The sequence below is a fragment of the Methylobacterium sp. genome (assembly GCF_028290105.1).
Lineage (GTDB): Bacteria > Pseudomonadota > Alphaproteobacteria > Rhizobiales > Beijerinckiaceae > Methylobacterium.
In genome coordinates, this window is sequence record NZ_JAQGKL010000258.1 from 25,204 (window position 1) to 37,352 (window position 12,149).

At 70.8% G+C, this 12,149-nt stretch carries 8 protein-coding genes and 1 tRNA gene; 4 read left to right on the forward strand and 5 right to left on the reverse strand.

The window, feature by feature from the left end:
* Nucleotides 1-55: 55 nt before the first annotated feature.
* From JWQ05_RS18225 to JWQ05_RS18235, 3 genes are all read left to right on the forward strand, one after another.
* A complete protein-coding gene (locus tag JWQ05_RS18225; protein ID WP_299661419.1) occupies nt 56-913 on the forward strand; it encodes an ATP-binding cassette domain-containing protein in 858 nt (285 codons plus the stop codon).
* Nucleotides 914-945: 32 nt separating this feature from the next.
* Complete coding sequence (gene ssuD, locus JWQ05_RS18230; protein ID WP_299661422.1) at nt 946-2,109, forward strand: FMNH2-dependent alkanesulfonate monooxygenase; 1,164 nt, start codon at nt 946-948, stop codon at nt 2,107-2,109.
* A gap of 159 nt (nt 2,110-2,268) precedes the next feature.
* The gene (locus JWQ05_RS18235) at nt 2,269-3,249 is read left to right on the forward strand and encodes a sulfonate ABC transporter substrate-binding protein (RefSeq protein ID WP_299661425.1); all 981 of its coding nucleotides are present in this window, start codon (nt 2,269-2,271) and stop codon (nt 3,247-3,249) included.
* Here the strand turns inward: JWQ05_RS18235 and JWQ05_RS18240 are convergent.
* From JWQ05_RS18240 to JWQ05_RS18255, 4 genes are all read right to left on the reverse strand, one after another.
* Nucleotides 3,246-6,755: a helicase-related protein gene (locus tag JWQ05_RS18240; RefSeq protein WP_299661428.1), complete on the reverse strand. Its 3,510-nt coding sequence runs from the start codon at nt 6,753-6,755 to the stop codon at nt 3,246-3,248. The two genes, JWQ05_RS18235 and JWQ05_RS18240, sit on opposite strands and share 4 nt — an antisense overlap.
* Nucleotides 6,756-6,870: 115 nt before the next feature.
* Nucleotides 6,871-7,410, reverse strand: a complete 540-nt coding sequence (locus tag JWQ05_RS18245) for a hypothetical protein (RefSeq protein WP_299661431.1) — start codon at nt 7,408-7,410, stop codon at nt 6,871-6,873.
* 225 nt (nt 7,411-7,635) lie between these two features.
* Nucleotides 7,636-9,126, reverse strand: coding sequence for a DUF2252 domain-containing protein (locus JWQ05_RS18250; RefSeq protein WP_299661434.1), 1,491 nt, complete (start codon nt 9,124-9,126; stop codon nt 7,636-7,638).
* Between the two features lie 242 nt (nt 9,127-9,368).
* Nucleotides 9,369-9,445 (reverse strand) — tRNA-Ala (locus JWQ05_RS18255).
* A 283-nt stretch (nt 9,446-9,728) separates the two neighbouring features.
* On the opposite strand from JWQ05_RS18255, the gene JWQ05_RS18260 reads away from it, so the two are divergent.
* On the forward strand, nt 9,729-11,360 hold the full coding sequence (locus tag JWQ05_RS18260; protein WP_299661437.1) for an alpha-D-glucose phosphate-specific phosphoglucomutase: 1,632 nt from the start codon (nt 9,729-9,731) through the stop codon (nt 11,358-11,360).
* Here JWQ05_RS18260 and JWQ05_RS18265 read toward each other — a convergent pair.
* On the reverse strand, nt 11,353-12,149 hold a 797-nt coding region (locus tag JWQ05_RS18265; protein WP_299661440.1), incomplete at its 5' end, for a CoA transferase. The two genes, JWQ05_RS18260 and JWQ05_RS18265, sit on opposite strands and share 8 nt — an antisense overlap.

Genomic DNA, 12,149 nt, shown 5'->3' on the forward strand with positions numbered 1-12,149 from the left:
TCGTCTGAGACACCGCGCGCCTCGTTTCCCGATCCCACACCCGACGGTCCGTCCCATGCTCGCCACCGCCCTTCGCGTCCCCGAGGACGCCGCCACCCGCGAGGTGGCACCGCGCGAGGTGCCCTCGCTCAAAGCGCCCGCCGCACCCCTCGCGCGGCCGGAGACGCCGCGCTCCGCCACCGGCATCGGCGTCACCATCCGCGACCTGAAGAAGGACTTCGACGGCCATACGGTGATCGAGGGCCTCGACCTGCACATCCCGGCCGGGCAGTTCGTGGCCGTGGTCGGGCGCTCGGGCTGCGGCAAGAGCACCCTGCTGCGCCTGATCCTCGGGCTGGAAAGCCCCAGCGCCGGCCGCATCGGGCTCGAATCGCAGGCCGTGCGCACGCCCACGAAGCGCATCATGTTCCAGGAGCCGCGCCTGCTGCCCTGGGCCCGGGTCGTCGACAACGTGGCGGTGGGCCTGGGCGAGGGCGGCACGCGGGCGGACCGGCGCGCCAAGGCGCAGACGGCCCTGGCCGAGGTCGGCCTGACCGAAAAGGCCGGCAACTGGCCCGCCACCCTGTCGGGCGGCCAGCGCCAGCGCGTGGCGCTCGCCCGTGCCCTCGTGAGCCATCCCGGCCTCCTCGCCCTCGACGAGCCGCTGGGCGCCCTCGACGCGCTCACCCGCATCGACATGCAGGCGATGATCGAGCGGATCTGGCAGGCGCAGGGCTTCACCGCCATCCTCGTCACCCACGACGTCGCCGAGGCGGTGGCGCTCGCCGACCGCATCCTCGTGGTGGAGGCCGGCCGCATCGCCCTCGACGTCAGCGTGGACGTGCCCCGTCCGCGCCGCCGGGGGGACGCCGACCTCGCGGCCCTGGAAGGTCGCATCCTCGATCATCTGCTATCCGAGCGCGCGCCGGCCTGAACGCCGCCGCCTCCAACCCCGTGAGAGACTTCATGACCGGACAGACCGACGTTCTCTGGTTCCTCCCCACCCACGGCGATGGCCGCTATCTCGGCGCCCAGGAAGGCGCCCGCGACGTCTCGATCTCCTATCTGCGCCAGATCGCGCAGGCCGCGGACGAGCTCGGCTATTACGGCGTGCTCCTGCCCACCGGCCGTTCCTGCGAGGATTCCTGGGTGGTGGCCTCGGCGCTGGTACCGTTGACGAAGCGCCTGCGCTTCCTCGTGGCCGTGCGCCCCGGCCTGCAGGAGCCGGCGGTCGCCGCCCGCATGGCCGCGACCCTCGACCGGATCTCGGACGGGCGCCTCCTCATCAACGTCGTCACGGGCGGCGACCCCGTCGAGCTGCGCGGCGACGGCGTCTTCCTCGACCACGACGAGCGCTACGTCGTCACCGACGAGTTCCTGCACATCTGGCGTGGGCTGATGTCGGGCGAGACGGTGAGCTTCGCGGGCAAGCACCTCAAGGTGGAGGAGGGCCGGGTGATCTTCCCGCCCGTGCAGAGCCCCTATCCGCCGCTGTATTTCGGCGGTTCGTCCCCGGCCGGCATCGAGGTCGCGGCGGAGCATTGCGAGGTCTACCTGACCTGGGGCGAGCCGCCCGCCGGCGTCGCCGAAAAGATCGCCAAAGCCAAGGAAGCCGCCGACCGCAAGGGCAAGACCTTCTCGTACGGCATCCGCCTGCACGTCATCGTGCGCGAGACCGAGGGCGAGGCCTGGGCCGCCGCCGAGAACCTGATCTCGCGCCTCGACGACGAGACCATCGCCCGGGCGCAGGCCACCCTGAAGCGCCAGGATTCGGTGGGCCAGAGCCGCATGATGGCCCTGCACGGGGGTGACCGCACCAAGCTCGAGGTCTCGCCGAATCTCTGGGCGGGCGTCGGCCTCGTGCGCGGTGGCGCCGGCACCGCCCTCGTCGGCTCGGCGGATCAGGTGGCCGACCGGATGAAGGAATACATCGACCTCGGGATCGATCGCTTCATCCTGTCGGGGTACCCGCATCTGGAGGAAGCCTACCGCTTCGCCGAGCTGGTCTTCCCCAAGCTGCCCCTGCGCGCCACCACGGGCGTCGCCCCCACGAACGCCCGCAACAACGGCCCGTTCGGCGAGGTCATGGCCAACGACATCGTCCCGAACCGCCGCGTCTCGGCGCATTGAGGGACATCCGGTTTCCGCCGCGTCGCCGAGGCGATCGGCCGGAAACCATGCCCGGGGCCGGCGTCGTTTTCGCCCGCCTCGTGAGCGACCAAGGGTCACCCAATCAACAGCTCCTCCCCACGAGGGGGAGGAGGGTCCCCAGCCCGCCGAGGATCAGCCATGCCCGCCGCCACCCGTGTCCTCGCCCTGCGCCCCGACGGCCTGCGCCGTGCCTGGGTTCTCCTCACCGCCCTGGCCCTCCTGGTCGTCGGCGCGCTGCATGCCCGCGCCGACGAGAAGGTGATCCGGATCGGCTACCAGAAATACGGGACGCTCGTTCTCCTGAAGGGCAAGGGCCTGCTGGAGCAGCGCCTGAAGCCGCTCGGCTACCGGGTGACCTGGGCCGAGTTCCCCTCGGGGCCGCCGCTGATGGAGGCGCTGAACGCCGGGGCGGTGGATCTCGGTTCGGCGGGTGAAGCCCCGCCGATCTTCGCCCAGGCCTCCAATCCCGACTTCCTCTACGTCGCGCACGAGCCGGCCGCCCCCAAGGGCGAGGCGATCCTGGTCGCCAAGGACAGCCCCATCAAGTCGGTGGCGGACCTGCGCGGCAAGAAGATCGCCCTGAACAAGGGTTCGAACGTCCACTACTTCCTGGTGCGCGCCCTCGAACAGGCGGGCGTGCCCTACGACGCCGTCACCCCGACCTTCCTGGCGCCGGCCGACGGGGCCGCCGCCTTCGCCCGCGGCGCCGTCGATGCCTGGGTGATCTGGGACCCCTACCTCGCCTCCGGCGAGCGCACGACCAACGGGCGCATCCTCGTCGACGGCACCGACCTCGTGCCCAACCGCCAGTTCTATCTCTCGACCCGCGCCTTCTCCGCCGCCAACGGCCCGGCGCTCGACGCGACGCTCGGCGCCATCGGCGAGATCGACGCCTGGGCCAAGGACAACACCGACGCGGTGGCGGCCGAACTCGCCCCCTCCGTGGGCATCCCGGCGCCCATCCTCACGGTGGCCCTGCGCCGTCTCACCTACGGGGTCACGCCGCTCAACGCCGAGACCACCGCCGACCAGCAGCGGGTGGCCGACACCTTCCATCGCCTCGGCCTGCTGCCCAAGCCGCTCGACGTCGCCAAGGCGGTGCGCAAGCCCGGGAGCTAACCCCGCGCCGCCGCGCGGTCACCCTGCGCGGTCAGGCGTTCCAGGAAGGCGGCAGCGAGGCGCCCGCGCGTCGCCGGGTCCTCGCTGCCCTGGCGCAGCAGCACGCGATTGTCCCGGCGCTCGATATGGGCGTGCGCGGGAATGACGAGGGGCGGCGCGGTCGGCCGCAGGTCGGCGGCCAGCCCCTGCGGGCCGCCGCTGAGGCGGTGGATGCCCAGCGCCAGGCAGCCGACCCGGAGCCGGGCGAGCGCGATCAGCTCCTCGAACGCGGCGGGGGGCGGGCCGAAGCGGTCGATCACCTCGGCGCGCAGGGCCTCGACCTCCTCGGGGTTCGTGAGGCGCAAGGTGCGCGTGTAGAGGCTGAGCCGCACCTCGGGCTCGGGCACGTAGTCCGCCGGTACGGCGCCGGAGAGCCCGAGGCGGATCTCAGGGTTCCAGTCCTCGGCCACCTCGCCCTTGGCGGCGCGCAGCGCCAGGTGCAGCAGGTGCTGGTAGAGCCCCAAGCCGATCAGCTTGACGTGGCCGGCCTGGTTCTCGCCGACGAGGTCGCCGGCCCCGCGCAGGTCGAGGTCGCGGGCGCTGATGGCGAAGCCCGCGCCGAGACGGTCCAGGGCTTCGAGCGTGCGCAGGCGTTTCTCGGTGGCGGGGGTCAGCGGCTTGTCGGGGCGGTGCAGGAGGTAGACGACCCCGCGCCGCTGGCCGCGTCCGACCCGGCCGCGCAACTGATGAAGCTGCGACAGGCCGAAGCGTTCGGCATCCCAGACCAGCATGGTGTTGGCGCGCGGCACGTCGAGGCCGCTCTCGATGATGCTGGTGGCGAGAAGCACGTCGCCCTCCCCATCCGCGAAACGCACCATCACGTCGTCCATCTCGGCGGGCTTCAGACCGCCGTGGGCGATCATCGTCTTCAGGTCGGGCGCCAGCTTGGCGAGGCGCGCCGCCATCGGGGCGATGTCCTCGATCCGGGGGCAGACCACGAAGCTCTGGCCGCCGCGCCGGTGCTCGCGGTTGAGCGCGTCGCGGATGGCCTCGTCCTCGAAGGGCGCGATCACCGTGCGGATGGGCTGGCGCACGGCGGGCGGGGTCGCGATGACGCTGAGGCTCTGCAGGCCGACGAGCGCGCTCTGCAGGGTGCGGGGGATCGGCGTCGCGGTGAGCGTCAGCACGTGGCCGTCGCCGGCCGCCGCGCGCAGGCCCTGCTTGATCCGGGCCCCGAAGCGCTGCTCCTCGTCGATGACCATCAGGCCGAGATCCGCGAAGGCGACGCCTGCGGCGGCGAGGCAATGGGTGCCGACGACGAGGCGGATCGACCCGTCGGCGAGACCCGCCTTCACCCGCTTGGCTTCCGCCGGCGAGACGAGGCGCGAGAGATGCGCCACTTCCATCCCGAAGCGCTCGAAGCGCCGGGTGAAGGTCTGCACGTGCTGGCGCGCCAGCACGGTCGTGGGGGCGACGATGGCGACCTGCTTGCCGGCGAACACGGCGGCGGCGGCGGCGCGCAGGGCCACCTCCGTCTTGCCGAAGCCGACATCGCCGCAGACGAGGCGGTCCATCGGTCGGCCCGAGGCGAGGTCGGCCATCACGCCGGTGACGGCGCTCGCCTGGTCGGCGGTGAGCGCGAAGCCGAAGCCGGCGGCGAAGCGCTCCATCTGGCGGTCCGGCGGCACCAGCACCGGCGCCCGGATCGTCCGGCGTGCCTCGGCGTCCGCCAGCATCACGCGCGCGGCCCGGGCCATGCAGGCCTCCGCCTCGAGGCGGCGCCGTCCCCAGGATCCCTTCTCCGACTTGCCGCCTTCGAGCTTGTCGAGCGTCACGGCCTCGGCTTCCGAGCCGTAGCGCCAGATTCGGTCGGCCTGCGAGACCGGCACCATCAGGATGCTGTCGCCGGCAAAGCGCAGGCGCAGGGCGTCCTCGCTGGCGCCCGCGCCGGTCCCGACCGGCTCCAGGCCCTCGAAGACGCAGAGCCCGTTGTCGCGGTCGACGGCGACGTCACCGATCCGGAGTTCGACCTCGCCGAGGGGCAGGATGGCGCTCGGGCCCCCGGCCACGACGGTGGCGCGGGCGCCGAACAGGTCGGCGGCCGCGATCACGGCGACACCCTGGTCCGGCACCCGGAAGCCCGCCTCGATGGGGGCTACCAGGCTGAGGAACGCGCCGGCTTTGGCGGCCGCCGCTTCGGTCCAGGTCCGGATCGCCCGCGCCTTGCGGCCCAACGCCCGCTCGGCGACCCGCACCAGGCGCGCCAGCGGCTCGGCCGGGCCCGTCAGCAGGATGCGGTCGCCGGCCTTGAGGCGCTCGCGCAGGGTCTCGGCGAGCGCCGTGTTCGGCCGCGCCTTGCGGGCGAAGACCGGCATGGTGAGGTCGCCCGCCTCCGGCGCACAGGCGCTGGCGACGCGCCGCTCGGCCTGGAGCGCCGCCCAGTCCTCGGGCGTCAGGTAGAGGCCGGCCTCCTCGGGGACGCCGCGCCGGGTGCGGGCGCGCGCCTCGCGGCCTTCCGCGATCTGCTCGAAGAAGGCGCGCGCCCGCTCCTCCGCCCCGTCCTCGACGACGACACGGGCCCCCGGCACCTGGTCGAGGAAGGTGGTCATCGCCGGATAGAAGCGCGCGAGCCCGTGCTCCTGGCCGGTGAAGGGTTCGAGGCGGGTTTCGGAATCCTCCGGCAGAATGATCTCGGTGGCGGGGTCGATCACGAGCACCTCCGCGTCCGCCAGCGAGCGCTGCGAGACCGGATCGTAGGACCGGATCGCGGTGACCCGGGCCCCGTCGTGCTCGATGCGGCAGGGACGGTCGGCGGCGGCCGGGAAGACGTCCACGGTCCGGCCCCAGGCGGCGACCTCGCCGGGCTCGTCGACCCGGTCGTCGAGGATGTAGCCGAGGCGTTGCAGGGCCCGGGTGAAGCCCGCCGCATCGAGGGCGTCGCCGACCCGAACCTCCCGGTGGGCCGGCCCCCAGGTCTCCGCCGGCGGCACGCGCTGGATCAGCGCCGGGGCGGTGGTGAGCACGATGTCGGGCAGGGCCGCCGTGTCGGTGAGCCAGCGCAGCACGCCGGTGCGGGCACCCATCACCCCGCGCGAGGGCGAGGCGCGGTCATAGGGCAGGCAATCCCATTCGGGGTAGATCGCGATCGTCCGGTCCGGCGCCAGCGCCCGCACGATCCCGGCGATCGCGTCGAGCCGATGCCCCTCGCGGGCCATGTGGACCAGGGGCTTTCCCAACTCGGTCAGGCCGAGGAGCGCGACGGCGAGCGCGCCCGTGGGGACGAGGGGGGCGACGATCTCGGCGCTGGCCGGCGCGAGGACCGCTTCGGTCTCGGGTTGCGTCTCGGCGGCGCGGCCTAGCGGCTTGCGGGCGGTCCTGGTGGCTGGTGCCTTGGTAAGTTGGGCCTCGGTGAGCTGGGCTTTGGTCTTAGGGGCTTTGGTCTTAGGGGCTTGGGTGTTCGGGGGTTTGACCCTCGGGGCGCTTGCGGGAGAAATCGTGTCGGGGGACGCGGTCCTGCGTTTTGCCATCGGTGAGGTGCGCTGCCCGGCTCGAGGATTGGACCTTTGAAACGCGCCGGAGCGGGGTCGGGCTCCGCGTTTTTCCGGGCCGTCCCCAGTTTGTCGCGGCCCTGTGGATGGGCGGTCAGATCGTTCGCACCTGCGACTCGGGCGTTGAGATCGACGCATCTGCGGCCATCGCCCCGTTGGCCGATTGCCGCGCAATGGCTTTTACCACCAGACGGCGATGCCAGAGGGCAGAGGCGATCAGCAGGGTGCCACCCAAAGCAGTAAAGCTGAGGCCTAGCCGCGCTTCAAAACGCGGCCAAAATTCCAGGTCCGTCAGATAGGGGTCTTCGCAGGTGTTCGGCCGCGGCGTAACCGCAATGTGGTCTGTCAGTATCGGAGCGGCAGGAATATCGACCAATTTTACGACATCGCAGCTATGGATGCCGCCCTCCGTCGCTATATCGAAGCGCAGCCTGTATTTCGCTGAAGAGCTGCGCCCACCGGTGCTCCCGACATACTCGGACGAGGCCATATAGCTCCGATTATTTTTTATATAAATCTGTGTCTTTGAGCCAGAAATCAATTTGTATGAAAACACCTGCGCAATTGAGAATAGTATGATTGCTAAAAATGATAAATCACTTGGCGTCCATACTCTGCGCGACGCAATGGCCATGATTTCAACTACATCATTTGATGAACGAGCGATTTGCTTCGACGCCGTGTGGCAATTTGCTTCGTCCTCGCTGTGCTCAGCCTTTCGTCTGCCTCGATGATGCTAACTTTTTGCACCTTGGGCACCAGCTTTATGGAATCGAACCTTCGGGCAAACTCCCTAGCCTGAGGCTAGGACTTCAGAATGTATCTCCGAAAGATTGATTCAAATATGTCATTGTCCTGATTACATCTCCGGGTCGGGCGCGGCCTCAAGGCGTCCGTCCGCGATGGCGGCCCGGAAGGTGGCATGGTCGGCCTCGTTCTGGTCGCCGTAGGCGAAGGCCCAGTCCGCCAGCGCGTCGCGCAGGGCCGCCTGCCGGTCGCGCCCGCAATAGCCCGCGATGGCCGCGGCATCCCCGGTGCGGGCATGCGCCCGGGCGAGCAGGGCGCCGTAGGCCCAGGAGAAGTAGATCAGCGGCTGGCCGGTGAGGCCCGCCACCGGAATGTCGCCCTTCATGTTCTTCATCTGGCGCACGTAGAACGGCCGGTCCGCGATGGTGGTCCAGCCGAGCAGGGGGTCGCCCACGGCCTGGAGCAGGCGCTGGCCGTAGATCACCCGCTCGCCCTCGTGGTCGCCGTAGGCGTCGGGCATGCCGGAGAGGTAGGGCGCGTGGGCCGGCGTCACCGCCTCCTTGACCTGGAGGAAGAGCACGTCCTGGTCCGAGTTGCCGCAGAGGAGCGCGACATAGGCGCGGGTGCCGACGCTGCCGACCCCCACCACCCGGTGGGCGACATCGACCACGTGGTACCGGCTGAGCATGAACCGGCGCTCGCGCGGCAGGGTCTCGGCATAGAGCTCCAGCCCGCCGATCACCGCCTCCCGGGTCTCCGCGTCGACGCTGGTGAGGATCGGGGCCTCCTGCCGGAAGCGCCAGCCGCCGTCGGTGCGGCGCTCGCCGACGCTCGCCAGCAGGCTCTTGTTGTTCTTCTTGCGCGCCTTCTCCACGGCCTTGGCGATGACCGCCTTCGAATCGTCGTCGATGGTGAGGCCGGTGAAGTCGAGCCGGTCGGCCCGCGCCGCCCGGTGCCAGACGTCGAGGGGGCCCTGGGGCGCCAGTTCGGTCATGGTGTGCTGGTAGCCCGCCACCGCCGCCACCGTGGCCTCGCGGCGCTGGTCGGGCGGAACGTCGTCCGTCCGCGCCGCGACCTCGATGCTGGCCACCAGCCGCTTGAGGTCCCATTCCCACGGGCCGATCGTGACCTCGTCGAAGTCGTTGAGGTCGAGGACGATGTCGCGCTGGGGCGTGCCGAACAGGCCGAAATTGGCCAGATGCGCGTCCCCGTTCATCACCACCGTGATGCCGCTGCGCGGGGTGTGGGCGAGGTCCCAGGCCATGACGTGGGCGGCCCCGCGCAGGAACGCGAAGGGCGAACTCGCCATGCGGGCGACCCGGAGCGGGATGAGGTGCGCCTGGCGCCCGACATGGGCCGCCTCGATCAGGGAGACCGGGTCCGGCCGGTCGGCGGGCGCGACCCAGGCGGCATGGGACGCATGCGGGACCGTCTCCCGCAGCGCCTTGCCGGCCTGGCGGCGCTTGTCCCACGGCTCGCCCGCCTCGCGCAGGTTGATGCGCGGAATGTCGGCGAGCGGCGCGAGCAGGATGTCCTCGGCGGCCGCTTCCGGCGCGGCCGGCTCTCCGCCGGTGAGCGCGCCGAGATCCTGCAGAGATTCCATGACCGTCCTCACGCGCGAACTCGCCAGGGACAAATCTTGACCATTCGGGTTCGTTCCCGGGTCAGTACGTCTCAGCGGCACACTTCATCCCGCCGGCTGAACGGCGTTCGAAGCCCAGCCGCCCGCGTCGCCAAGCAAAAGCGTATCGGTGTGCATGAGGGCACGGAGATCCCGGGTTCCATGACGGCCCCGGATCGATCCGCGATGCTTTGGTCCGAAAAGGAACGGACCGTCTAGCAGGTTGGAGGCCGGGGTCCGGATTTGAACCGGACGTAGGGATCCTTGCGGGGATCCTGGCTCAACACTCACCCACCTGGCCGAGGCTTTTGAAGCATGGATGCGACAGGGCGGCAAGGGAAAAGATTTCGGTCTAGAGTGCGTCGATCACGAGCCACGGCGCGGTTTTACAGGAAGAACTGCCTTAACGAATGAGGAAGATCGCTCGGTCATCCTGGGCGATGCTTGTCGTCATCGGCGATGCTTGCCGTCATCCGGAAACGAGCGTGCGGCGTGTTCCCGCGTTCGAACGGCGCTTCCACCAGCGATTGACCCGCGTGGGCAAACGGCGTTGTTGGGCCCGAAGACCCAGGAGTGCTTGAACGATGTCTCTACGGACCGTGCCGACGACGCCCTATGCCGATCAGAAGCCGGGCACGTCCGGCCTGCGCAAGAAGGTTCCGGTCTTCCAGCAGGCGCGCTACGTCGAGAACTTCGTCCAGGCGATCGTCGATTGCATTCCCGAGCGGGCGGGCGCCACCCTGGTGCTCGGCGGTGACGGCCGCTTCCTGAATCGCACGGTGGTGCAGACCACCCTCAAGATCGCCGCCGCCAACGGCTTTGCCCGCGTGCTGGTCGGGCAGGGAGGCCTGCTCTCGACGCCGGCCGCCTCCTGCGTCATCCGCAAGCACGGCGCCATCGGGGGCATCATCCTGTCGGCGAGCCACAACCCGGGCGGGCCCGACGGCGATTTCGGCATCAAGTACAACACCGCCAATGGCGGCCCGGCCCCCGAGAGCGTGACGGAGGCGATCTACGCCCGAACGAAGGCGCTCACCGAATACCGCATCGTCGAGGGGCCGGACCTCGACCTCGACACGGTCGGCGAGACCCGGATCGGCGACATGGTCGTCGCGGTGATCGACCCGGTGGCGGATTACCTCGCGCTGATGCGCGAACTCGTCGATGTCGAGGCGATCACGCGCCTGTTCGCCGGCGGCTTCCGCATGCGCTTCGACGCCATGAGCGCGGTGACGGGCCCCTACGCCACCGCGATCCTGGAGGGCGTGTTCGGCGCCGAACCGGGCACCGTCCTCAACGGCACGCCGCGGGAGGATTTCGGCGGGCACCATCCCGATCCGAACCCCGTCCACGCCCACGACCTCTACGAGCTCATGCTGAGCGCGGAGGCGCCCAATCTCGGCGCGGCCTCGGATGGCGACGGCGACCGCAACATGATCGTGGCGCCCGGCCTGTTCGTGACCCCGAGCGACAGCCTCGCGATCCTGGCCGCCCACGCCCACCTCGCCCCCGGCTACGCGAAGGGCCTGGCGGGCGTCGCTCGCTCGATGCCCACCAGCCGGGCGCTGGACCGGGTCGCGGCGTCCCTCGGCATCCCCGCCTACGAGACCCCCACCGGCTGGAAGTTCTTCGGCAACCTGCTCGACGCCGGGCGCATCACGCTCTGCGGCGAGGAGAGCGCCGGCACCGGCTCGAACCACGTGCGCGAGAAGGACGGGCTCTGGGCGGTGCTGATGTGGCTCAACATCCTCGCCGCCACGGGCAAGCCCGCGCAGGACGTGGTGCGCGGCCACTGGGCGACCTTCGGGCGCGACTACTACACCCGGCACGATTACGAGGAGATCGATTCCGAGGCCGCCAAGCGCCTGATGGCGGGCTTGCGCGCCAAGCTCGCCGGGCTGCCGGGCACGCGGCTCGGCGGCCTCACCGTCGCGGCGGCGGACGACTTCCGCTACGTCGATCCGGTGGACGGCTCGGTCACCGAGCAGCAGGGCGTGCGCATCACCTTCGCGGAGGACGCGCGGGTGGTCTACCGCCTGTCGGGCACCGGCACGGCGGGCGCGACCCTGCGGGTCTATATCGAGCGCTACGAATCCGACCCTGCCCGGCTCGAACGGCCGGTGGCCGAGGTGCTGGCCCCGGTGGTGGCGGTGGCGAACGAGCTTGCCGACATCGCCGCGCTCACCGGGCGCACGGAGCCCTCCGTGATCACCTGAGCTTGGCCGCCAGTTCCGCCCGGATCGCGTCGCCCGAGGCGTCGAGGGCGGGTGGCATCCGGCGCACGGGCAGGCGGGTCCCGTCGAGGCGGTAGGGCGGGGCCAGCACATGGGCCCCCTCATGGGCCTCGCCGCCCTGCGGGATCACGAGGTCCCCGGCCCGATCCGAGGTCAGGGCCTCGTGCAACCCTAAAACCTCGCCGCCGGGGATGCCCGCCGCCGCGAGGCGGGCGAGCAGGTCGGCGCGGGTCCGCTGGGCGAGTTCGGCCTCGATCGCGGGGAGGAGTTCGGCGCGGTTGCGCGAGCGCGCGAGGTTGGTGGCGAAGCGCGGATCGGCCGCGAGATCGGGGCGTTCCAGCACCTGCTCGCAGAGGCGGCGGTACTGGCCGTTGTTGCCTACCGCCAGCACGATGGGGCCGTCGCCGGTCTCGAAGACGCCGTAGGGCGCGATCGACGGGTGGGCGTTGCCGGCGCGCACCGGGTCGTGCCCGCGCACCATCGCCTCCAGGCCGTAATAGGCGGTGAGCGCGATGCCGCAATCGAAGAGACTGAGCTCGATGTGGCGCCCCGGCGCTCCGCGCTCGCGCGCGAACAGGGCGGCGAGCACGGCCTGCGCCGCGTATTGCCCGGTGAAGAGGTCGACCGCCGCCAGACCGAACTTCAGGGGCGGGCGGTCCGCCTCGCCGTTGAGCGCCATCAGGCCGGCCTCGCCCTGCACCACGATGTCGTATCCGGGCCGCGCCGCCTCCGGCCCGTCGGAGGCGTAGCCGGAGATCGAGCAATAGATCA

What these genes read in the sequence shown, in the direction of transcription:
- JWQ05_RS18225 (WP_299661419.1), top strand. Translation starts at nt 56, where the DNA reads ATGCTCGCCACCGCCCTTCGCGTCCCCGAGGACGCCGCCACCCGCGAG.
- ssuD (WP_299661422.1), top strand. Translation starts at nt 946, where the DNA reads ATGACCGGACAGACCGACGTTCTCTGGTTCCTCCCCACCCACGGCGAT.
- JWQ05_RS18235 (WP_299661425.1), top strand. Translation starts at nt 2,269, where the DNA reads ATGCCCGCCGCCACCCGTGTCCTCGCCCTGCGCCCCGACGGCCTGCGC.
- JWQ05_RS18240 (WP_299661428.1), bottom strand. Translation starts at nt 6,755, where the DNA reads ATGGCAAAACGCAGGACCGCGTCCCCCGACACGATTTCTCCCGCAAGC.
- JWQ05_RS18245 (WP_299661431.1), bottom strand. Translation starts at nt 7,410, where the DNA reads ATGGCCATTGCGTCGCGCAGAGTATGGACGCCAAGTGATTTATCATTT.
- JWQ05_RS18250 (WP_299661434.1), bottom strand. Translation starts at nt 9,126, where the DNA reads ATGGAATCTCTGCAGGATCTCGGCGCGCTCACCGGCGGAGAGCCGGCC.
- JWQ05_RS18260 (WP_299661437.1), top strand. Translation starts at nt 9,729, where the DNA reads ATGTCTCTACGGACCGTGCCGACGACGCCCTATGCCGATCAGAAGCCG.